The 22,364-nt window shown below is 67.1% G+C and carries 21 protein-coding genes; 4 read left to right on the top strand and 17 right to left on the bottom strand.

Annotated elements, in window-relative coordinates:
• Window positions 1–221: 221 nt before the first annotated feature.
• Complete coding sequence (locus C2868_RS16695; protein ID WP_100809987.1) at window positions 222–671, top strand: hypothetical protein; 450 nt, start codon at window positions 222–224, stop codon at window positions 669–671.
• Window positions 672–716: 45 nt separating this feature from the next.
• Here the strand turns inward: C2868_RS16695 and C2868_RS16690 are convergent, their stop codons facing one another.
• A complete protein-coding gene (locus C2868_RS16690) occupies window positions 717–2,384 on the bottom strand; it encodes an ATP-dependent endonuclease (RefSeq protein WP_100809986.1) in 1,668 nt (555 codons plus the stop codon).
• Window positions 2,341–2,694, bottom strand: coding sequence for a hypothetical protein (locus C2868_RS16685; RefSeq protein ID WP_100809985.1), 354 nt, complete (start codon window positions 2,692–2,694; stop codon window positions 2,341–2,343). The genes C2868_RS16690 and C2868_RS16685 overlap by 44 nt, the downstream gene beginning before the upstream one ends.
• Window positions 2,695–3,128: 434 nt before the next feature.
• Between C2868_RS16685 and C2868_RS16680 the strand changes: the two genes are divergently transcribed.
• On the top strand, window positions 3,129–4,571 hold the full coding sequence (locus tag C2868_RS16680; RefSeq protein ID WP_081766114.1) for an IS1182 family transposase: 1,443 nt from the start codon (window positions 3,129–3,131) through the stop codon (window positions 4,569–4,571).
• Window positions 4,572–4,707: 136 nt separating this feature from the next.
• Here the strand turns inward: C2868_RS16680 and C2868_RS16675 are convergent, their stop codons facing one another.
• From C2868_RS16675 to C2868_RS16660, 4 genes are all read right to left on the bottom strand, one after another.
• A complete protein-coding gene (locus C2868_RS16675) occupies window positions 4,708–5,604 on the bottom strand; it encodes a hypothetical protein (RefSeq protein ID WP_100809982.1) in 897 nt (298 codons plus the stop codon).
• A 313-nt stretch (window positions 5,605–5,917) separates the two neighbouring features.
• Complete coding sequence (locus tag C2868_RS16670) at window positions 5,918–6,403, bottom strand: hypothetical protein (RefSeq protein ID WP_100809981.1); 486 nt, start codon at window positions 6,401–6,403, stop codon at window positions 5,918–5,920.
• 311 nt (window positions 6,404–6,714) lie between these two features.
• The gene (locus C2868_RS16665) at window positions 6,715–7,548 is read right to left on the bottom strand and encodes a DUF4238 domain-containing protein (RefSeq protein ID WP_100809980.1); all 834 of its coding nucleotides are present in this window, start codon (window positions 7,546–7,548) and stop codon (window positions 6,715–6,717) included.
• A gap of 283 nt (window positions 7,549–7,831) precedes the next feature.
• A complete protein-coding gene (locus C2868_RS16660; RefSeq protein WP_146048096.1) occupies window positions 7,832–8,293 on the bottom strand; it encodes a hypothetical protein in 462 nt (153 codons plus the stop codon).
• A 415-nt stretch (window positions 8,294–8,708) separates the two neighbouring features.
• On the opposite strand from C2868_RS16660, the gene C2868_RS16655 reads away from it, so the two are divergent.
• Entirely contained in the window at window positions 8,709–8,936 is a 228-nt protein-coding gene (locus C2868_RS16655) for an RNA-binding S4 domain-containing protein (protein WP_100809978.1), read from the top strand.
• Window positions 8,937–8,951: 15 nt separating this feature from the next.
• Here the strand turns inward: C2868_RS16655 and C2868_RS16650 are convergent, their stop codons facing one another.
• The 8 genes from C2868_RS16650 to C2868_RS16615 all read right to left on the bottom strand — a co-directional run bounded on the left by C2868_RS16650 (window position 8,952) and on the right by C2868_RS16615 (window position 16,094).
• Window positions 8,952–9,608: a histidine phosphatase family protein gene (locus C2868_RS16650; RefSeq protein ID WP_100809977.1), complete on the bottom strand. Its 657-nt coding sequence runs from the start codon at window positions 9,606–9,608 to the stop codon at window positions 8,952–8,954.
• Between the two features lie 68 nt (window positions 9,609–9,676).
• A complete protein-coding gene (locus C2868_RS16645; protein WP_100809976.1) occupies window positions 9,677–10,420 on the bottom strand; it encodes a cytochrome c biogenesis CcdA family protein in 744 nt (247 codons plus the stop codon).
• 27 nt (window positions 10,421–10,447) lie between these two features.
• Window positions 10,448–10,939: a thioredoxin family protein gene (locus C2868_RS16640; protein WP_157813871.1), complete on the bottom strand. Its 492-nt coding sequence runs from the start codon at window positions 10,937–10,939 to the stop codon at window positions 10,448–10,450.
• A gap of 182 nt (window positions 10,940–11,121) precedes the next feature.
• Window positions 11,122–12,003, bottom strand: coding sequence for a CPBP family intramembrane glutamic endopeptidase (locus C2868_RS16635; protein WP_103663566.1), 882 nt, complete (start codon window positions 12,001–12,003; stop codon window positions 11,122–11,124).
• Window positions 12,004–12,138: 135 nt separating this feature from the next.
• On the bottom strand, window positions 12,139–12,813 hold the full coding sequence (locus C2868_RS16630; protein WP_103663565.1) for a response regulator transcription factor: 675 nt from the start codon (window positions 12,811–12,813) through the stop codon (window positions 12,139–12,141).
• Window positions 12,810–14,033, bottom strand: a complete 1,224-nt coding sequence (locus tag C2868_RS16625) for a sensor histidine kinase (RefSeq protein ID WP_100809972.1) — start codon at window positions 14,031–14,033, stop codon at window positions 12,810–12,812. Before C2868_RS16625 ends, C2868_RS16630 begins: the two co-directional genes overlap by 4 nt.
• 56 nt (window positions 14,034–14,089) lie before the next feature.
• Window positions 14,090–15,223 carry an acyl-CoA desaturase gene (locus C2868_RS16620; protein ID WP_198519494.1) on the bottom strand — a complete coding sequence of 378 codons (1,134 nt, stop codon included), beginning with the start codon at window positions 15,221–15,223 and terminating at the stop codon, window positions 14,090–14,092.
• A 76-nt stretch (window positions 15,224–15,299) separates the two neighbouring features.
• Complete coding sequence (locus C2868_RS16615; RefSeq protein WP_100809971.1) at window positions 15,300–16,094, bottom strand: SDR family oxidoreductase; 795 nt, start codon at window positions 16,092–16,094, stop codon at window positions 15,300–15,302.
• Window positions 16,095–16,298: 204 nt separating this feature from the next.
• Between C2868_RS16615 and C2868_RS16610 the strand changes: the two genes are divergently transcribed.
• Window positions 16,299–17,582, top strand: a complete 1,284-nt coding sequence (locus C2868_RS16610; protein WP_157813869.1) for an HNH endonuclease signature motif containing protein — start codon at window positions 16,299–16,301, stop codon at window positions 17,580–17,582.
• Between the two features lie 93 nt (window positions 17,583–17,675).
• Here C2868_RS16610 and C2868_RS16605 read toward each other — a convergent pair whose 3' ends face one another.
• The 3 genes from C2868_RS16605 to C2868_RS16595 are packed head-to-tail and all read right to left on the bottom strand — an operon-like array spanning window position 17,676 to window position 22,329.
• A complete protein-coding gene (locus tag C2868_RS16605) occupies window positions 17,676–18,644 on the bottom strand; it encodes an NAD(P)-dependent oxidoreductase (protein WP_100810098.1) in 969 nt (322 codons plus the stop codon).
• Window positions 18,641–21,289, bottom strand: a complete 2,649-nt coding sequence (locus C2868_RS16600; protein ID WP_100809969.1) for an alpha/beta fold hydrolase — start codon at window positions 21,287–21,289, stop codon at window positions 18,641–18,643. Before C2868_RS16600 ends, C2868_RS16605 begins: the two co-directional genes overlap by 4 nt.
• A 17-nt stretch (window positions 21,290–21,306) precedes the next feature.
• Entirely contained in the window at window positions 21,307–22,329 is a 1,023-nt protein-coding gene (locus tag C2868_RS16595; protein WP_232711110.1) for a 3-oxoacyl-ACP synthase III, read from the bottom strand.
• Window positions 22,330–22,364 lie beyond the last annotated feature (35 nt).

The raw sequence follows: 22,364 nt of genomic DNA, 5'->3' as shown, positions 1-22,364 counted from the left end.
CTCGTATCGTCGGCGATCGCGTTCCGTCGATCGTCCCAAGGCGTCTCGACGTGTTCGCATGAGCGACCTTCATCGGCCACCTTCGCGGGCGGATCTTACGAGAATCGGTCCACTCCTCAGCCTGCGGCCTCGTCGATTCCCCAGCATGGCCCGGCGTATCGCTCGAGGCAGGACCCGCTCTCGATCACCCACCCGAGGAGCGAAGCGGGAAGAATGGCTTCATGCCCACAGACGACGACATGAAGTTTCAGACTGGCGCGAGCAATTTCGGCGAGGACTGGACGCTCGAGGGCGAAGAGGCTGCGCTCCACATCCTCCTCATCGGGAGTCGTCGTGACCAGGATCTTCAGGCTCTTCTAGCCGAAGCCTTGGGCCGCACGGTCGACGGTGTCGACTGGAAAATCGACAGTATGGCGTCCAACCTCGAGCAGTTCCGGACGCCGAATGAGAAACCACTGGGCTTGAGTTCCCGACAGACGAGACTCCTTCGTGACTACGAGCGCGACTCTGATCGGGTAACCGAACGTTGCAGACTCTCTTACGAGCGCCTTGTCGGCGGCGAGAAGCCCGCGACCTTGTCCGCAGAGCGCCGACTCGCGGAGCAGCAAGCGCGAACTTGCCCAGTCTGCTTCACCGAGTACACCGCCGACGGATCGTGCATGTGCGTGTGACGTCCTCATGTCGCCACTCGCGACCGGGGTGGGGTGGAGGAGTCGTCAGGGGTGGGTCGCGTTGATCTTCTTGGCGAGGGCCTCGAAGTTGTCGAGCGTCGTTGCGGACAACGCGTCCACGCGGGCGGGGTCGCGCAGCAGCATCTCGGCGGGCCGCCAGTGGTCGAACTTGGGCTCTCCCGCGGACTCCAGCCGCTTCAGGATGCGATCGTGGTGCTCCGACAGCCTCTCAGCCGTGACGCTCCTGCCCAGCGCCTCGTTGTAGAGCGCGAGGTAATCGTCCACCGAGAACAGGTCCTCGATATCGGCGTGATTCTGCTGAAGCACCGAGCTGACGAGAATCACCCGATCGCTGTCGATCTTGTTCGCGTTCATCGCTGCTTCGACCTTGCCCGCGCCCTCGACACCCGAGTCGAGCAGGACGGTGACCGAGACCTTCCGGCCGAGGAGTGACACGAAGGTGGGTACGTTCGAGGAACCGCCAGCGGGAAGGATGCGCCAGCGTTCGTCGAGCCCCACCCTTCCGACCTTGCGGAGGGCACGACTGATCAGGTCGAGATAGGCAAGGTCCGACGGGCCCTCGACGAGCAGGTTCCGCTCGCCGATGAAGAGGTTCTGACTAAGGTCGTAGCCCAGCGCGGCCTGCAGCGGGAACGCGCTGTCCTCGCCCACCTCCAACGCGTCGGAGGAGGTGACCGACCCGATGTCCTCGCCGCGATCCTCGACCACACGGACGCGCTCGATCTGGTCGACCATGAACGGCGAGTGTGTCGTGTAGATGACCTGCCCGGCCGGCGCGAGGCGCTCGTTGATGAATCGCAGGAAGTCCCTCTGGGCCTTGGCGTGGAGCGTGAGGCCGGGTTCGTCGAGCAGGATGACGACGTCCTCGCCGCGGCTCTCGAACTCGCTGAATGCCGCGAGGAACGAGAAGAACCACCTATAGCCCGACGACCGGCGGGAGAAGTTGTTGGTGAAGTCGTGCTTGCGGTCCTCGACGCGAAAGTTGAGATAGCGGATGACGCTGCGCTCTCCGCGAGCGTCCGCGACCGTCTCGGGCTCCGTCATGATCTTGATGCGGAGCTCGGGGTTGGTGCTCCAGTACGCCTTCATCTCCCTGGACAGGTCGTTGGAGACCGACTCGAGTTCCGCCGTGCTCGACTCGAAGTTTGAATTTGCCATCGCGTTGACGTCGGTATTCGCGAGCTTCAGGAGAGCACGAGCGGTCTGCCGGGGAGATGCACCAGGCTGCTCGTCCGCATCCTCCCTGAGCGTCGCCACATCAACCCGTCCCTCTAGACTCTGGTAGTCCGAGAAGAGGAAGAACTTGGGCATGCGAGCCAGGATGATCGAGTTTGCGACGGCCCCGAGATCGCCGGTACCGACGACCGCAGAGATGCGTGCGAGCACCTCCTGGGTGGACGTGCCAGGCGCAGAAGTGGGAGCCGACGATCTGACAGTCTCGCCCGCGTCCTCGACCCCCGCTGCTGCATCCGCGGCTTCGGCAGCGGCACGGGCAACGCCATCGGCCTCCTCCTGAGCCACCGCCTGAAGCGCAGCGCGTAGTGCGGCGACGGTGTTGTATTGCTCAGCGAAAGCCTGTGCGTCAGGGTGCCCTTCGAGAACGTTCTGGAGGAACCGTGCCTCGTCGAGCTCGACCTGTGCCCACGTCTCACCGCTGTAGCGGCGACCGACCAGCGCACTGTCGGCAGCCACGACGCCCGTCGCCAAGGGTCGCCGTCAGCGTGTCGAGATCGGCCTTGTCGAGGCGGAAGGTCGCCTGGATCGGCGAGACCTGCAGGAGGTCCTCGCTGCGGCTGTCGCGACTCCGCCTCCAGCGCGGGTAGTCCTCAAGCTCTACGAAGCCGTCGCCGTAGACGGGATTGAGCCGGTAAAGCGCGTCCAGCATCGTGGACTTACCGGACTCGTTCATTCCCACGAGGGTCGTGATGTCCTCCTCGGCGGACACCTCACTCGAGTCCAGCACATTCTTGTACTTGTACACCTGAAACGATGACAGCTGCATCGCGCCCCCCTCACGCCTCGAAGATCAACGCCTCTGACCCTAGCTGGGCGTACGGACACGTCGAGGTTTCAACCGGTGAGGGTCTCAGGTGAACCCATCGCCGAAAGCTGGACTGCTCGGAAGCGAGACGCCGCGCAGCGAGCCGACGACGTCATGCGCGAGTCTCTCGGTGTACCTCTCGCGACCCGCAGCGACGAGCAGCGACCTCGGAATCGTCAAGCCGCCTCGGAGCGGACAGCGTCCCATGCCTGCGTTGTCACCACGAGCTTAGGATCGGAACGGGATAGTGCTTCGAGAAACGTCGACATCCGGGTAGCCGTTCACTTCTAGGTGCGTGGGTCAGATCCTTCCGTTAACGCGCCGGGGTGAATCCGGTGGATAGCGCGGGGTGCTGGGAGAATCGATTCATGACGGTGACTGCCAGCCTGGAGGGTCTGTTCGAGGTCGAGCCGGGTGAGGCGCGGGCGCCGGGATCGGCTGCACCGGCGGGTGCGGGCAAGACGTTCCGTGGGTATGACCAGGGGCAGTGTTTCCTGCTCCCGCCGAGTCTGGATGACTGGCTGGACGAGGATGATGAGGCCCGGTTCATCTCCGAGGTCGTCGAAGAGCTCTTGGATCTGACGCCGGTCTACGCGTCGTACGCGTCCGCCTCGGGTGCGCCTCCGTATGACCCGCGGATGATGTTGAAGCTGCTGCTGTTCGCGTACGCGACGGGCGTGACCTCGTCTCGTGAGTTGGAGCGGCGCTGCAAGCGCGATATCGCCTTCCGGTGGCTGTCGGGCAACCAGGCGCCCGACTACCGGTCGCTGGCCCGGTTTCGTCGGCGTCACCTGGATGCCCTGCCGGGGTTGTTCCTGCAGGTGCTGCGGGTCTGCGCGGAGGCGGGGCTGGTGCGGTTGGGGCGGGTCGCGCTGGATGGCACGAAGCTGGCTGCGAACGCGTCGCGGCATAAGGCGATGAGCTATGACCGGATCGTGCCGAAGATCGATCAGCTCCAAGCCGAGGTCGCTGCGCTGCTCGCCGAGGCGGAGGCGGTCGATGAGGCCGAGGATCAGCAGTTCGGCCAGGACCGGCGCGGGGACGAGGTCGCCCCGGAGCTGGCCCGCCGTGAGGGGCGCCTGGCAAAACTACGTGCCGCGAAGGACGCGATCGAGGCCGACGCCGCCGAGAAGGCGGCAGCCGTGGCGCGGAAGAAGGCCGACGCCGCCGGTCAGCCCCCTGAGCAGGCCGACGCGGCCGTCGCGACTGCGGTGGACACGGCGGCGCCGAAGCCGAAAGCGCAACGCAATTTCACCGATCCTGAGGCGCGGATGATGAAGACGGTCCGCGGCTTCGATTACGCGTTCAACGCGCAGGCCGTTGTCGATGAGGGCCACCAGATCGTGTTGAGCGCCGAGGTCACCCAGCAGGCCACCGATATCCAGCAGTTCGTCCCGATGGCCGAGCAGACCCTACGGAACCTCGACGCGGCAGGAATCGAGCGTTCCCCAGAGGTCGTCCTCGCTGACGCGGGCTACTGCTCGGAAGCCAACCTCGAAGCCGCCGACGATCTGGACGCACAGGTGTTGATCGCGACGGGACGGCAACGTCACGGCGAGAGCTTCCCTACCGCCGGCGCCCCGGACCCGGCCCCAGAGGACGCGAGCCGGCGGGAGCGGATGGCGCACGCGCTGCGCACCGAGCAGGGCCGCACCGACTACGCGCGCCGCAAAGCCATCGTTGAACCCGCGTTCGGGCAGATGAAGACCCGGCAAAACGCCGGACAGCTCCGGCTACGCGGACTCGCCGGCGCCCAAGGCGAATGGCTACTCCACACGATCTGCCACAACCTCCGCAAGCTCCGCGTCGCTACAGCCGCCGGGCTGGCGCCCGCATAGGCCTCCCCAGGGGTCCCTGGGCGTCACAGCACGCACCGACAGTCGCCACGAGCCCCTCGCCGTGCGATCCCGCACGCTCTCACACCGCAACGGCCCGCCCGTTCCCGTTCGCGACCGTCAGCGCGCGATGCCAGAGTCAACGCCGCGCGCCACGCCACCCGATTCTGACCCGCGCACCTAGGAATTCCCGTGTCGCATCGATGACCTCATCACCGAGCGGCGTAGGTCCAATCGTCACGGAGCGGATGGGAAGCGGGCCAGCCTTCGTGAGGTATCTGTCGTTCGCGTACCGCTGATTCTCACCATTGAGGGCGGAGAGTTCAATGAATGGCGTGACCCCGAATCGTCCTTCGTAGTGGTAAACGAACTTCCAGCGGGGAGCCACTTCGAGGATCATCCTCGCTTCCCGCTCATCTTTGAAGGCAGGGTGTTTCAGCTCGAGCATCTTGATGTCAGCGAGTTCGTGCCATGGCAGGAACATGTCGGTGAGCGCGTGCTTGGGCTTCTCCGCCAGCTTGGCGATCCTGTCCACCCGCTGATCCACACCGGCCGTGTCGTAACGAACTTTCCGCCACGGGACCGCTTCGATGTGCAGCTGGTCAGGGTCCTGAACGATGTAGCCGTCTTCGTCGCGCTCGATCTCGTGTCCGGCTGGAGGGTGCGGGTGGGTTTTCTCCTTGCTTCGCTCAACGGGGAGAAGGTCAACAGTGGCGTCCAGCTCGATGGCGTATGAGACCCTGCCGCCATAGCCTCGCCAAACAGTCAGTAAGTCCGGCTTTCGGGCCGCACAGAGAAGGAAGAGGTCAAGTCCTCGCCGTTCGGCGTACTCCATGAGCTCATCGAAGCGCGCCTGATAAGGGGCTGGAACGGAGTCACGGCGCTTCTCGGCTGCGGCTTTCAGTAGGCCGGTCGCATAGTCAGCTTCTCTGGAGTCGTTGAGATGCCGAAACGACGTTGCTCGGAGCTTGTCGTGCGTGACGATCCCCTCCAGCCCGCGACCGTCCGTGTAATGCCAGATCGAGTTCAATGTCATCGCATACCCCAGGGTCAGACGGCGTTACCGGTCGGCGTGCCCAGCGCTTCAGCGCAATCCTAGAGAGCCTTCAGCCCAGATGGCTCGGCGGTCCGACGACCTGTCTCAATACCTGTAGCGAAGCTACGATTCCCGCCGCATCGACCCCCTTTCGCCGACAGATCATCAATCCCGGAGTTCTCTCGGAGGCGCCCTGTTCATGGGCAGCCTTCGAGGGTGGCTCTAACTGCGCACGGTCTTGGGCGAAGCACCTGCCGCACACGCACCCCAAGGGTTAACGCCTGCTCTTACTCCTGGCGATCATGGTCGCCGATCATGCTCCTGCGCGTTGCTCGTCCAGCATCTCCTGCAGCGCCTGTCGGATGGATCTCCCGAGAGCTATGTGTATGCGTCGAATCCATTGCGTCGCGGCCTGGGCATCGTCATCGCCGGTCCCGAGGAACTCAAGCAGTCTGGGATTGTCATACTCGCGCTGGTAGTGAAAGACCTGATTGCGAAAGCGGCGAAGGCGATCGACGCGGTCGTCGCTGAGCAGCAAGTCGACGTCCGAGTCGGCGAGCCCAGCTTTTCGCCAGCCTTCGATCACGATGTAAACGGTCGCGTACCAAAAGCTCATGGCGATTTGGTCGTCCAGCGCGGTGACGAAGTCAACTTCACCTGGCGACCGTTCACGCGTGACCCGCTTCATGAACACGTCGCGCTGGAAGTCCGCGTTGAGGAAGTACTTGTGCAGGGACAACAACGCCTCGAATTGCTTGCGGGTTGCATCGTGATCGGCTGCATCGTGATCGTCGGTCATGCTCCGACCTTAAGGCGCGAAAGTTAAGGCCCTGCTCACCGCTGCGCCGGTGCAAAGAGGCCCCAACCCCTTGACCATCACCGTCGAGTCAGAAGGTTTGGGACCCGATCAGTCGAGGCGATCGGACACATCGCCATGAGTCGCGGCACCAACTCATCCCGCCCGCTGAGGGATCCGTGCGACCCAGGCGGAGCAGCAGGCCAGGTTCAAGGTCGAGAGTCAGAATTGAGGACCGGACGCCCGGCTCGGGCCGATTTGTAGGTCTCACGGATACGCGTTGTGCCCGTCCCGTCGACCTCCGCCGATACTGATCAGCTGGCGGAGATGTCATCGATTCGATTGAAGACGCGAACTGTTTTGGGCAGTCCGGCGCCGGTGGGCTCCGGCTGGTGCGACCACATCTCTGTAACGAAGCTGGTGATGACGGGGGCTTCCGGGGTGTCGATGACCACGGTCGACTCCATCGCAACTTTCGTTGTGAGGAGGCGCCCAATGTCGCGCACCTCATCGTCGTCGGCATTCTGGTTGCCGAAAACGACCATCGCGTCCGGCGACAACGGCATCGCGACATACGTCCGCTCTGTGTCCGCATCGGGGCGCAGCGTGAGCGCGTGGACGCCGGCATCGCCGAGCAACATCGGCCCGACGCGGAAGACCTGTGTGATGCGAGGCAACAGCTGCGCGTTGACCGACAAGAGCTGCCGCCGCGCGTCCTTGAGTTGCTCACGGTCCATTAACGTTGCGAGTTGCGCCAGGGGCGCGGTTGCGCCGTCCGCGTTGCCCCAGTTGGCAGGGTTTGGCGCCATTATGGCGTTCCCGCCGTAGACACCATGCTCGTCAACTGCTGAGCCGCGAAGCGCGGGGTACCGGTCGTGCATGAGTACGGTGTACTCCCGGACGGCGCGCCACTCGTCGTCTGTCGGAGCGCTCGAGAAGTCGAGCAGTCGTCGCAGCGCCCGACTGAAGGCGTCCTCCACTTTCCCATAGGCCGCCTCGAGCGCCGGGTCGTTGAGCCCTTGTTCGGCGGCAACCTTTTTGCCCACCTCGATCACTTTGGGTTTCCTACCGCGCTGCAGCATGCTGACCCGATGGTTCGTGGCCCATTGGCGCATGTGCGCCCGGCTGATGTAGTGGTCGAAGGGCATCCCCACGCGAGCCGTTCCTCTCTTGTCTCGTCCGACGGGATTGCTCTTCAGACTCGCCGCAGTTGTGGTTTCTGTCGGTCGCTACGCGCGCCACTTCCTACGCTCGTGTGGGAATAGGTTGGGCGGGGCCATTCAGGGAGCTCTTCGAGGTGTGCACGGTGATTTTCCCACCGGTCTGGATATCGCTATAACCGACCCCTGCGTTCATCGCACAGGTGGGGGAGCTGGAATTCCAGCGATCCATCCAGCAAGATCATTCCCCTATCTTCGACCGCTCGTCTCCCTATGGGGCGTGGCGCTCGAGGTACGCTGCGCCCTCCTCCGGGCTCCCGGCCCACGTGAGCTCATTCTCCTCGTGATCCAGCACTTGCCAGCCGCCTCGGTTGGTGGAGGGGACGAGGTATCCCACGATGACGCCGTTGTCCGCCCACTTCACGTGGAGCGCATCAGTCCCAATCTTCTTCTCGACAGCGAGCCGCCCGTAGACGTGGCGCCCCGGGACTGAGCTACGGACACCGGAGCGCGGAGCCGGAGTCGGCGCCGAGGCGGGCTTGGGCTTCCAGGACAGGACTACCCATGCCACGAAGAAGATGACGGCGCCGGCGATCAGCCACCACGTCCACGGGTAAGGGATGAACGAGAAGCCGTTCTTCGCCCAGTCCTGGAACGGCAGCACAACAAGGTAGACCGCGCCGCACACTGATGCCGCCGCCCAGCAGATCGTCGCGGCCAGCTGTTTCGTCACGGGCACGAGCGTAACCGAGGGCACCGCCGCGACAGCAATGGACCGCTTCCGCGCCCTGCACGAACAGCGATCGAAGACGCACGCCGCCGTGCCCTCAGCGTGCATCGCCCGGATAGGGATCCCTCAGCGGAGACGCCGTCCACGTCTTCGCCACGGCTGTGATGTCTCGGGACTGTGATCTATCAGGACATCGGTGACGGTTTGCCCACATTTTGCCCACACTTGATCGAGATTCACCCCGATCGAACCGGTTTCAGCCCCGCCGAGGCAAGCGAAAATTCCGCATAATGACGCGGTTTTCCCCGAATCTCGCGACGCGGCCAAAACCGCCCGCCTGAGTTCGACTCCCGCCGTCGCGTCTCCGGGGGGACGCCAGAGGCAGCCCTCACCGCACGGCGTCGGCTAGCATTCCGGCATGACGAATCCGGCTCCGATCGAAGACATCCCGATCGGCAGTGAGATGATTCGCCTCGGCCCGTTCATGAAGTTCGCGGGGCTGCTCGACTCCGGCGGGAACGTGAAAGAGGCCATCATCGACGGCTTCGTGAGCGTGAACGGCGAAGTCGAACGCCGACGCGGACGCCAGCTGCAGATCGGTGACATCGTCGCGTTCGGCGGGAGCAGCGTCCGCGTCTGCCCGTAGAGCCGCGACCCGGAATCAGGATTCAGACGGCACCATCGGCAGCGCCAGCCCGTAGTTCCAGGACAGGATCGCGGGCTGCTCGCGGTAGTAGCTCAGCACCGACACCGACCCGGCATCCAGCGTGATCTGAGCACCGAAACGGGGGGCCATCCGCAGATACACCGCCGTCAGGATCCGCAAGAAGTGGCCGTGCGCGACCAGCGCGACATCCCCCTCGACCATCGCGGGCAGCACCCGCGTGAGCACGCGAGACGCGCGCCCCGCGACCTCTTCGACCGTCTCGCCGGGGGTCTGACCGCGGACGACCCCGTGGGTGAAGGCGCTCCAGTCGTAGCCGAGCTCGGCACGGATGTCGCGCGTCGTGCGACCCTCGTATCCGCCGTAGTCCCATTCGACGAGAAGCGGATCGACCTCAGCCTTCAGCCCGGCCAGCTCCGCGGTGCGTCGCGCGCGCTCCAGCGGCGACGTCAGGATGAGCGAGAAGTCGTAGTCGGCGACCAGCTCCCCCGCCCCGCGAGCGAGATCTTCGCCGTGTGCGGTGAGCGGAATATCCGTCAGACCCGTATGCCTGCCGAGCTTCGACCACTCCGTCTCGCCGTGGCGAAGGAGAACGAGCTTGCCCGAGGGGTTGTCGGGGGCGGGGCGATCGGGCAGCGGATCGTTGGTGGGCACACCGCAACCCTAGAGCCCAACACGATCCGAGGATGCGCCGAGAGCCGACGAGAACGCGCGGCCGGCCGTCAACCGACGCCGAGGATCTCTTCCAGGCGCGCGATCGGGTCGTAGAGGCCCGCATCGAGGATCCACGTCTGAAGCTGCTTGTCGAAGCCGATGATCACGGCCACTCCCACGAGGACGAACAGGATGCCGATGATGCGGCGGAACCATCCGTTCGGGTTGGCGAGCCAGCCGAGGCGCCGCACGAGCCCCCGACCGAGCAGGGCGATGAGCAGAAGCATCCCGGCCAGTCCGATCGCGTACGCGACGATGTACACAACACCCTCCGCGAACGACACCGGCAGCACGGCCGCAACGATCAGCGCATAGGTGGGGCTGCAACTCGAGAAGACCGGCCCGAGAGCCGCGCCCGTCAGGATGTCGCCGCCCGCGCCCCGCCGTCGCATCGACCGATCCAGCATGTCGCCACTGCGGGATTGCAGCCGCATCCGCGTCGACAGTCGATCCCAGAGCACCGGAAAGATCATGTCGATGCCGAGCAGAAGGATGATTCCGCCCGAGATCACCTGCCAGACCTGGGGTGGTACACCCAACAGAGCAGTGGTTGCCTTCAGCAGAAGGGTGAACAGGACGATGCTGACGACGAGCGAACCGACGATGAGGAACGGACGCCAGCGCGCGCGGCGCTCATCATCACCGCCGCGCACCACCGCGCCACCCACCACGACCGGGAGGAGCGGCAACACGCAGGGAGCCGCAACCGTGAGGATCCCAGCCACGAATGCGAGGCCCAGGGTCGCAGTCACCGTTCCGCCTTCGACCGGGACATCCGGCTACGGCGCCGCGGCGACGAGTGACTCGATGGACGGATCGTCGTAGAGCACGGTGCTCGAGAGGAGTTCACCCTCGTCGTCGACGAAGACGACGGTCGTCTGCAACGTCACGCCGTACTTCTGGCGCAGGTCCGAGCGCGAGTCGTAGTCGACCTTGAAGACGGTGAGCCCGTCGGGTGCACCCTCCGCTCGCAGCTGATCGTCGAGTTTGCGGCACTGCGGGCACCACGGGGCGTGGAAGAAGAGGACCTTCGCGCCCTCCGTCTGCTCGATGACCCCGTCTTCGTAGTCCTCGTAGGCGCCCGCCGTCGATGGAGCCGGGGCATCCGATTCCTCGGCAGTGTCCGGCGCGGTCGACGCGGGGGCCTCCCCGGACGCCGATTGCTCGGCGGATCCCTGATCGGCTGTCGAATCCGATGCGGCGGGAGCGCAGGCCGACAAGAGAAGGGCCCCGAGAAGCAGGGGCGTCCACACGAGCCGACGGTTGAACATGGCATCCATCCTCATCCCGGGCCTCCGTGCCCGATTCTCCAACGGTAGCCATCTCCAGAGGCACCAGGCCCGTTTGATGGTTACGAGATGGCGACGGTCCGCGGATCGCTAGCCAGGTATCTCGCCACGCCTCACCTCGTATGTGAAGTCTCCCGAATACCCGTAGATCTCACCGATCACGGTCACGTCGGCGAGTGCCGCGCGCCCGCACCGAGTTGTCCACGCGTGACCGCGACGAGCACGATCGCCGTGAGTCCGAATCCGATGAGCACGGGAAGGAGTCCGTATTCGTTGAAGATCGGCGCGGGGAAGAGCGGAGCGGCAACCCGGTTCGCGAAGGTGTTGAACGATGCGTGCATCAGAATCATGATCAGCAGGCTGCCGCCGACGTGGTTGAAGACCCAGGTCATGATGACGGTGAGCGCGATGATCATCGCACCGAACATGACGATGTTGGCGACGGTGGGAGGAGTCCATACACCGCTCCAGAACAGCGGGAGGTGCCACGCCGCCCACACCGCGCCGAGGATGAGGCTCCCCCACAGCGGGCCGTGGCGCTGTTGCAGGCGCGGCAGCGCGAAGCCTCGCCATCCGGGCTCCTCCCCGAGTGGACCGCCGAGGAAGAACGTCAGAACGAACGCCATCGGATAGGCGGCCAGAGCGACGAAGGCCGCGGGGTCGAACCAGGACAACGCGCCGGGGACGAGCACGGCACCGAGCAGCACGATGAGCGGTATCCCGAGGAGAACGAATGCGTACCACAGCACGCCGACCCGCCAACGGACGAACCGTCGCAACAGGCCGGCGACGCCTGAGGTGCCCTCGATCAACGCGGTGACGACGAATGCCCCGAGCAGGGGACCGAACGTGGCGGCAATGATGGAGATCGCGACGACGGGCGCGGGAAACGGCGCGATGAAACCCTGCGCCGAAAGCGCCACCGGCACCTCGATGAGCCACGAGAATCCGAAGGCAACGAGCAGATAGCAGGCGAGGGAGTGGCGCTGCGCGATACCGCGCGCTCCGGCTCGCGGTGTTCGCGTCGAATCGTCGGTGACCGCCATCCTGCGTTCCTCTCCGGGCACGCCCACGGCGCGTGACGCGCTCAGTTTGGCATCAGTACCGCTCGCTACGCCATCCGGACACCGCGCGCGATCCGCGACGTGCGCGGCCGGATGCTCTTGCCACAGAACCCCGGGCTATTCGCGCGGAACAACGAGTCCCGATTCATACGCCACGACGACGGCCTGCGCTCGGTCACGCAGGTCGAGCTTGTTGAGCATGCGGCTGACGTGGCTCTTCACGGTCTGCTCGGCGAGCACGAGCTCACCGGCGATCTCTCGGTTCGAGAGACCTCGCGCGACGAGCGTGAGCACATCGCGCTCGCGGGGAGTCAGCGCGTCGAGCGAAACGGGCTGCGCCGGCGGCGTCATGGTGCGCACGAAGTGCTCGATCACCCGCTTCGTGACGGCGGGGTCGAGCAGAGCGTCGCCCCGCGCCACGACCCGAACCGCTGCGGCGAGGTCATCCGGGAGGGCGTCCTTGAGAAGGAACCCACTGGCCCCCGCTCGCATCGCCTCGTAGACATAGTCATCGATATCGAATGTGGTGAGCATCAGGATGCGTGGGAGTGAACCGTGCCTGGCCGCATCGTGCTCAGACAGGATGCGGCGCGTCGCCTCGATGCCGTCGAGGTGGGGCATCCGGACGTCCATCAGGATCACATCCGGCTGCAGCGCTCGCGACAGTTCTAGAGCCTGAAGCCCGTCCGCTGCCTCCCCGATCACCTGGATGTCGTCGGTCGCATCGAGCAGGGCCGCGAAGCCCGCGCGCACCATGGCCTGGTCGTCGGCGATCAGGACGCGGATGCTCACTTTCGCTCCGTTTCGGTCGGGGCGCGCAGAGGAAGGACGGCGTGTATCTCGTATCCGCCATCTCCTGTCGGGCCGAACGACAGGGTGCCGTTGACGATGGCCGCACGCTCCCGCATACCGAGCAGGCCGCTGCTCTCGGTGTTCGCTGCGGCGCGATGACTCGCCTGATCCGCGCCCGAAAGATCCGTTCCGCGTTGATTCGTGATCCGGAGGTCGAGGTTCTGGTCGCGGTGCACGCGCACCTCGGCGGCGGCCCCACGGGTATGCCGGCGGACATTGCTCAGCGCCTCTTGCACGATGCGGTAGGCGCTGAGTCCGACCGCCTCATCGATTCCGTCGTCGGAGAGGGCGTCGGCCCCCAGCAGCCGAACCTGGAGCCCGGAGCGCCGTGCCTGCGCCACCAATTCGACGATGCCCGACAGGCCGGGTTGGGGGGTGCGAGCGACCGGGGCATCCGGCTCGCGCAGAACCCCGAGGAGCGAGCGCATCTCGGTCAGTGCCTTGCGGCTCAGAGCAGCGATCTCGTCGAACTCGTGCCGTGTCGGTGCGTCCACGTGGGGTAGGCGTGCGTGCGCGCTCGTGGCCTGGACGGTGATGGTCGACATGCTGTGCGCGACGATGTCGTGCAGCTCGCGGGCGATCCGCGTCTTCTCCTCGGCGACCAGCCGACGCGCGCGCTCGTCCTCGGTGAGACGCCGCTCACGCTGCAGCTGCCGTCCGACTGCCTGCCACTCTCGCGCCAGGATGCCGACGGCGAGCGCGATCCCCCCGATGCAGCTGAAGATCACGAGGTTCCCGGCCACCGATTCCTGATCGCGCGACGGCACGACGAGAAGCGCCAGCACACCCGAGAGCGCGACGACCCCGATCAATGTCCCGGCGCCGAGCAGCCAGCTGGCGCGATATCCCAGAGCGGCCACGACCAGCATCTGGGTGATCATCGTCGTCACCGCCCACGGCCAGGGCGCCTCTCCGGCGTGGGCGGAACCCATGATCACCAGTGCCCCGGCGATCGAGAGCATCGCGGCGACTCGAGGGCGGATCAGCGCGAGGGGAAGCGACGCGACCTGGGCGAGCACCCCGACGAACAGCACCAGCAGGAGCCCGTCGTAGAGGCTGGCACCCAGGGCGACCGAGACCACGACGAGGACGATCGCCGCCGCTGCCGCCGCAATGCGCAACCACGCCTCGCGGCGGCGGGAGAGCCTGGGGGTCACCATGCCGAAAATGGTACGCGGACGAAAACCATCACGCGGCCGAGATCGTAGCGCCCGCGTCAGCGCAGCTGGGTCGCCAGAGGGCAGTCGAAGGGATCGGCGTACTTCAGCCCGACCTTCTGCAGGTACCTCAGCACGATCCGGTACGACCCGACCAGGGTGGTCTCGGTATACGCGATCCCCTCCGCGGCACAGAAGGCGCGCACGACGGGTCGGGCCCGGCTCAGGTTCACGCTCGGCATGCTGGGAAAGAGGTGGTGCTCGATCTGGAAGTTCAGTCCGCCCATGCCGGTCGCCACCAGCGGGCCACCGCTGATGTTGCGGGACGTCAGTGTCTGCCGGCGCAGGAAGTCGATCGACATGTCCTTGGGGATGATCGCCATGCCCTTGTGATTGGGGGCGAAGCTGCCTCCCATGTAGACACCGAAGATCGCGAGCTGCACCCCCATGAATGCGAGTCCCATCAGCGGCCCCGCCGCAAGCAGAACCAGGATCGGGAATCCGATCAAACGGATGGCGAGCAGCGCCGCCTCCAGGCCACGGGCCTTGACGGGTTCGCGGCCGACCACGGCCTTCACCGCATTGATGTGCAGGTCGACCCCGGCGAGCGTGAGGATGGGGAAGAAGAACCAGTGCTGCCGCGCCATGATCGCTGCGCGCCAGCCGGTGTGCTTCGCAGCATCCTCCTGTGTGAAGACGATGGCACCGGGGACGATGTCGCCGTCCTTGCCGACCTTGTTCGGGTTCGCGTGGTGCTTGGAATGCTTGTTCATCCACCACCCGTAGCTCAGGCCGACCAGCAGGTTCCCGAAGATGCGCGAGACCCATTCATTGCGTTTTCCCGAGGCGAAGATCTGCTTGTGCGCGCCATCGTGCGCCAGGAAGGCCGTCTGAGTGAACAGCACCGCGAAGAAGACGGCCACCAGAAGCTGCCACGGCGACGAGCCCAGACTGAACAACGCCACGAATCCGCCGACATAGCCGGCGAGCAGGATCAGACTGCGAACCAGATACCAGCCCCGGCGACGCTCCATCAGACCCATGCCCTTGATGGTGTTCGCAAGCTCGGCGTAGGTGCTGCCGTTGCGCTCCTGCGCTCCCCCGGGCGCGACCCGCCGCGGGACCGTGGTGCGCACACCTGTCGAGGTCGGACCGATCCCGGTCGCGCGGTCGAGAGTCCCCTGAGTAGCCATATCAAAACGCTACGGACAGCCTCCCTGGAGCGCGTCCCGCCATGGAGCGCATTCGACCCGCTACCCCGGTAGCGGGTCAGGCCGGGCGCCAGTAATCCGATTCGATGTGCGACCCGGCCTGAGGCCCCATCTGCAGCATCCCGCCGTCCACGGCGTATGAGGTACCCGTCACGTACGACGCCGCGGGTGACGCGAGGAACGCGACGACCGCAGCGATCTCGCGGGCATCGCCCGGCCGACCGAGCGGTACACCCGGACGATCGGTGCCTCGCGGATCCTCGTCTTCCTGCCCGGTCATGGGTGTCGCGATCTCTCCCGGAGCGACCGAATTCGACGTAATCCCCTCGCGTCCGAGCTCGAGGGCGATGGTCTTCATGAGGCCGCCGAGACCGTGCTTGGCAGCGTCGTACGCCGCCGAACCGACCCGGGGCTGATGCTCGTGGACGCTCGTGATCGCGATGAGTCGGCCGCCGCTGCCCCCAACCATGTGCCGGGCTGCGCGCTGCAGGCAGACGAAGGCCCCCTCGAGGTCGACGCTCACCGTGTGGCGCCACTGTTCGAGGGTCAGTTCGAGGAACGGTGCGTTGTCGCCTGTGCCGGCGTTGTTCACGAACACGTCGAGCCCACCGAGTTCGGCCGTCAGCTCGTCGATGACGTCGCCGCACGCGGGGATGTCCGAGGTATCGAGTCTTCGCACGACCGCCCGCCGACCGAGCGCCTCGACTTCGCGTACGGTGTCGCGGGCGCCTTCCTCATCCGAGTGCCAGGTGACACCGACGTCCATTCCGGCCGCGGCGAGCGCGACGGCGGTCGCCTTGCCGATACCCGAATCGGAGCCGGTCACGATCGCGCGCGTGGGCTGGAATGTCATGCATCGAGGATCGTCCGCGCGAGAATTGTGCGGTACGGGGTTGACAGAGTATGTGCAGGTCCCGCCGCTTCTTCAATTCCCGTGCGGCCACGATTCGCGAGGCGTCGTGAGATGTGAGGACTCTCATTTTCTCGTTGAGATTTCGCCGTGATTTGGGGGCTTTTCGCGTCTCCGATGTCGGTGGTCATCCGTAGAGTTTCGAACATGCATTCGAACTGCGACGACGCCGAAACGACTGGGGTGGACGCGATCGCGCGCGAGCTCGCCGGGGAGGGCATCGACGCCCGGCGGGCGATGGCGCGCGCGGAAGCCGCGCTCGCGCGAGTGTTCGCGAAAGCCGCACACGTCGGTGCGCGCCGGGTCGCGGAACTCGCCTCACCCTCCTCCCGCGAAGCAGAGCTGCCGTATCGTGCTCTGGCGGCAGAGCTCGGTGCCGCAATGAACATGTCCGATCGCACCGTCCAACGCCGCATGAACGACGCCGCCGTGTTGGACGAGTCGTTCCCCGCGACGTTCGCGGCGTGGGAAGACGGACGGATTGCTGGCGGCCATGTTGCGGTGATCATGGAACACGGACTACCGCTCAAAGATGCTCAGGCGCGGGCGGAGTTCGAGACTGAAGCGCTCACCCGTGCCGAAGGGACCACCCCGGGGCGGCTCGGGGCATCGTTGGCGCGTCTCGCGGAATCCCTGCAGCCGTGCCCGCTCGCGGAGCGCCACAAGGAAGCACGCGCGTCGCGGGGTGCGTGCGTTCGAGACATCGGGGACGGGATGGCGGAGTTCATCTCAACCCAACCCGCCGTGTTGGCGCATGCAATGCACGACCGCATCACCCAGCAGGCCCGAGCGTTGAAGAATGCAGACCCGACCGACACGCGAACACTGGACCAGATCCGTGCCGACCTCGTCGCGGACATGATGCTCACCACCACGCCCACCGTCGAAACCGGCGCCGGGCTGTCAGATGGGCTTGGAGGTCTTGGAGCGATCAAGGCGATCGTGAACGTCACGGTGCCTGCGCTCGCGCTGGCCGGAGTGACGGACGAGGCGGCCGAGCTGGTCGGGCGGCGCCCGATCGACCCGGCCACTGCCCGCCAGCTCGCGGGGTACGCGACCGGGTGGGATCGGGTCCTGGCTGACCCGATCGCCGGGTGCGTGCTCGCGGTCGACCGGTACACCCCGTCGGCGGACATGAAGCGGTTCCTGCGGGCGAGGGATCAGCACTGCCGATTCCCCGGGTGCCGGCAACCCGCGCACCTGTGCGACCGGGACCACACCCTCGACTACGCGTTGGGCGGTGAAACCGCCGTCTGCAACCTCGCCTGCCTCTGCAAACGACACCACACCCTCAAGGGCGAAACGGCGTGGACCGTCCGCCAACTCGGCGGCGGAGTCCTCGAATGGACCTCCCCAGGCGGCCACGTCTACATCGATACGCCACCCCCGGCGATCCACTTCACCCCGAACACGGATCCGCCCCCGTTCTAGGGTGCGCACACCCTCTCGGTAACTGCGCTCGTCGAAGTGACCCGTTGCGCCGCGCCCGTGCGCGCCTACGCGCGGTCGTGGCGCGGCGAACGTTCAGGAGCCGGCGTGCGCGGCGAGTCGGCGGAGCCCTTCGTCGATGCTGACGGTCGGAGCCCAATCCAGGGCTTGCCGCGTACCACGCTGGTCGAACCAGTGCGCGGTCGACAGCTGCTCCGCCAGGAACCGCGTCATGGGCGGCTCGTCCTCGCCGGGGCGCAGCGCCCACGCCAGCTCGATGAGCGACCCGGCCGCGCGGGCGACCCCCGCCGGGATGCTCCACCGCGGGGGCCGCACCCCCGACGCTAGGCAGATGCCCGCGAGCAGTTCGCCGACGGATCGCGGTTCGCCGTTGGTGATGACGAAGGCGCGGCCGCGAGCGGTATCGGCACGGTGCAGGGCCGCGACGATTCCGGTCGCCGCGTTGTCGACGTAGGTCGAGTCGATGAGGGCCCGTCCGCCGTCGAGCAGGGGCAGTCGCCCCCGACGGGCACGATCGAGGATCCGGCCGACGAGCTGCGTGTCGCCCGGTCCCCAGACGAGGTGCGGGCGCACCGCGACGACCCGCATCGCGTCGGAGTCGCGTCCGAGCGCGATCAGCTCGGCCTCGGCCTTCGTCCGCGCGTACTCGCCGCGAGCGTCCGTCGGCGAGGCCGGCTCGGCACCCACTCCGGCGAGCGCTGCGCCCGCGTGCGCGACCGACGGCGACGAAACCTGCACGAAACGGGATGCGCCGGCCCGCTCGGCCGCGTCGAGCAGCGCCCGCGTCCCCTCGACGTTGACCGCGCGGAACTCCGCGGGATCCCCCGCCAACGACACCTTCGCGGCGAGGTGAACGACGCCTTCGGCTCCGTCGACCACCCGCGCGACGGCGGCGGCATCGGTTATCGAGCCGAGCACATCCGTAACCCCGTCGACGCGCGAGGGTCGACGCTGCAGGGCGCGGACGTCGTGTCCGGATGCGACGAGCTCGGCCGCGACCGCGCGGCCGAGGTATCCGGACGCTCCCGTGACGGCGACGATCACGGCCGCGTCATCCGTCCGCCCGCGAGTGTGCGCTCCGCCCACTCGGACAGCCGCGTGCGGTCGATCTTGGAGTTGTGACGGATGTCGGTGGGCAGGTGCGGCACGACCAGCACCGCGACGAGGGGCAGGGCGGTGCATCCGCGGACGTCCGCTGTCAGCTCGGGCGATGCCAAGCCCGGGCGCGCGACTGCCGGGGCCGTCTCGACGACCGCCACGGCTTGCCGGAGACCCTGGGGCCCCATGCCGACGACGGCTGCGCGGCGCACGGATGTCGAGGCCTCGATCTGTTGCTCGGGCCCGACCGGCGCGACGGGACCGTCGGCCGTGACGAGCACGTGCGGCAGACGCCCCTCGATCCAGAGTCGCCCCTCGGCGTCGAGGTGACCGACGTCGCCCGTGCGGTGCCAGCGACCCTCGGCGGGAGTGTCGCGAACGGCACCCCGATCGGTGAGCCACAGGCGGTCGTACGACGTCTTCAGGTGCTCGGCCGAGACGACGACCTCGCCCAGCACCCCGGGCTCGTCGCTCGGGGCGCCGACAGCCCGTCCCGACGCGTCCAACGCACTGATCAGCACACGGTTGGACCCGATCGCGGAGCCGACGCAGACGCCGCGGTCGGCGGCATCCGACACCGCGCGGATGCCGGCGAGCGTCACGTCCGTGACGAGCAGGCACTCGGTCATGCCGTACGGGGTGTGCGGCTCGGCATTGGGCATGAGCTGCGCCGCCGCGGCGAGAAGCGGTTCGCCGACGGGAGCGCCCGTCGACAGGAACGTGCGCACCCGCTCGAGCGCGCGGCGATCGTCGGCGGAGAGGGCGGCGGCGGTCGCGACGACGTTCAGGATCGCGGCGGGCGAGAGGAACACGATGCGGGCATCGGAGGCCCTGACCGCGGCCGCGACAGCGCGCGCCGTGAGGGTGCGCGGCGCCGAGACATCCATGTCGGGAGTCGCCGAACGCGTGCCGAGCGCGGGCCCCAGCAGCGCGAACGGCGCGAAACCGGTGACCAGGCCCGTATCCCCGCTCACCTCGAAGTGAGCCGCGAGCACATCGCGCAGCGCCGAGAGCTGACGATGCGTGTAGGCGACGCCCTTCGCGGGACCGGTCGATCCCGACGTGAACAGGATCGCCGCGGGATCGTCGGCAGCCGGTTCGGGGGGAAGCGGAGCCGAAGCCCTCGCCCGAGCGATCGCCGTGAGGTCGTGCGAAACACCGAGAAGCCGTGCGGATGCTCGGGGCAGGCGCGCGACCGAGATGCGCGTGCCGGGCCACCCCAGTGCCCGGGCGGCTGAGAGCCCCGGCAGCTCGCCGATCACGACATCCGGCCAGGCACCCCGCACGGCGCGCGAGAGTCCGCGGACGCCGAGCCCGGCGTCCGCGACGACCACAACAGCGCCGATGCGCAGGCACGCGTAGATCACGGCCGTCAGCGTCGGCCCCGGGGGCACGAGCACCGACACGCGCTGCCCCTTCTGCACACCGATGCGCGCGAGTCCCGCGGCCAGGCTCCGCACCCGATCGTCGAGCTGTCGCCAGCTGACGCGGCGCTCGCCCCCCGCGCCCCTGCCCGCGGCCATGTCGATGATCGCGACATCGTCGTCGTCGCGGCGCGCCTCGAGCGCGGCCCACAGCGGCGTGAAGGGAACCGGGGCGGAGACATCCGCTGATTCTCTCGGAGCGGCCTCGTCCAGTCTCCCGGCCAGACGCTCGGCGTTGTCACCCAGCCACGTCAGGATCGCGTCCGCGTACGAGCGGTCCTCGGCGATCAGGTGCCCGGCGCCCTCGAAGCGGTGCACGTCGGCGTGCGGCAGCCGGTCGATCAGGTCGTCGAGGTAGCGGTCGCCGAAGATCGGATCCTTCGGCCCCCACAGCAGCAGCGCCGGAACCTCGAGCTCGGTAACACCGGCGGCGATGCGCTGCAGCTCGGCGAAACCCGGATCGGCGGCATCCACCGGAATGTCCGCGACGAAGCCGCCAATCCCGTGTCGCCGCGCGGCGGTTCGGTATGGCGCGCGGAAGGCATCCTTGACCTCGGGCGCGAGCGGCGGCTGAGCGAGGGCGAGTGTGGTTTCGAGAAACGCGGGAGTCGAGACGGTGGATGCCGCGAGCACACCGCGGGCCCCCGCGAGCCGCAGCGGCGCGGGGATCGGAACACCCTCGGGGTGGTGCACGGCGGTGTTGAGCGTGATGACTCCGGCGAGCATCTCGGGGTGATCGACCGCCCAGCCCAGCGAGATCACGCCACCCCAGTCGTGACCGAGCGTGATCACCGGGCCTTCGAGGCCCAGGTCTTCGGTGAAGTCGGCGAGGTCGGTCACCCGCTGCGGCAGCGTGCGGGTCGTGCCGGTACGCGCCGAGAAACCCATGTCGAGCTGGTCGACCGCGATGACGCGCCAGGCGGGCCCGCCCTTCTCGGCCGCTCGCAGCGATGCCGACGCGAGGCGGCGCCACAGGTACGACCACGTCGGGTTGCCGTGCACCGCGAGGATCGTGCCGACGACCTCGCCGCCGCCCGGCCGCACGAGGCGCGCGAGTTCGTCACCCGTGTCGAGGTAGTGCCACTCCCGCGAGACATCCGTTCCCCGGTGGCGCACGAGGCGCGTGCGGCTGAAACGGATGTCGAGCTCAGGCAACCCTGCGAGCATCCGCCGATCGGCGTCAGTCACCAGGCGAGCTCCATCATGGCCGTGTTCAGGCCCGAGCCGACGCCCATCAGCAGTACCCGGTCGCCCTTCTTCAGGCTGGCCTGCTCTTCGACGAGAGTGATCGGAACCGAGGCCGGGCCGATGTTGCCATAGTGCGGGAAGGTCGTCGGAACGCGGGATGCGTCCAGGTTCACGGCCTTGACGATCGCGTGGGTGTGGATCGACGACACCTGGTGCGTGATGTACCGGTTCATCGACTTCCAGTCCCACTCGCTCGACGCGTCCTTCCACGCCGAGACCACCAGGTCCAGGCCGCCCTTCAAGAGCGCCTTCGCGTCGGTGAACATGCCGTCGACGCTGCCGACGCAGAGCCTGTGGAACTCCGTCGCGGCACGCGTCACGCCCCCGAGAATCCGGTGCCCCTCGGGGTGCTCGTCGGCGCGTCCGAGCACGGCCGCGGCAGAGCCCGAGCCCAGCGTCAACGACGCGAACTCGCTCATGAAGCCGTCGCGATCACCGTCGGCGTGCAGCAGACGCTCGATCGTATTGATCTGGATCTCGTCGGCGTCCTCGCCCGCAACGACGACGGCGTACCGGATCTGCCCGGACTCGATCATCGTCGCGGCGAGCGACATGCCGTTGATGAAGCCGAGGCAGGCATTGGCGATGTCGAAGTTGACCGCGGAGCTCGGCAGGTCGAGGCCATGGTGCAGGGCGACGGCGACGGATGGCTCGAGGTTCGTTCGCGTGACGGAGGTGTTGATCAGCAGCCCGACCTCGGACGCGCTGACGCCGGCTTCGGCGAGCGCCTGCCGGCCCGCCGAGATGGTCGACGCGTCGGCGGTCTCGCCCGCGGCCCAGTTGCGGCGTTCGAGCACACCCGCGACGCGTTTCAGCAGTCCGCTGCGCAGCTTCAGTCGCTTGAGAGAAGGCGCGAGGCGATCCTCGATCTCGTCAGAGGTCGTCACACGACCGGGAAGAACGCTCGCAACGGAAAGCAACGCGACGTTGCTGAAGCGGGCGGTGGCATTGCCGGGCACAGAGTCTCCTTCAGGGGGGCCGATGCATTCCCCCT

The organism is Microbacterium sp. CJ77 (genome assembly GCF_002911615.1).
In the GTDB taxonomy this organism is placed as follows: Bacteria; Actinomycetota; Actinomycetes; order Actinomycetales; family Microbacteriaceae; genus Microbacterium.
The sequence above is the reverse complement of the archived record's forward strand: the minus strand, read 5'-3'. Positions and strand labels throughout refer to the sequence as shown.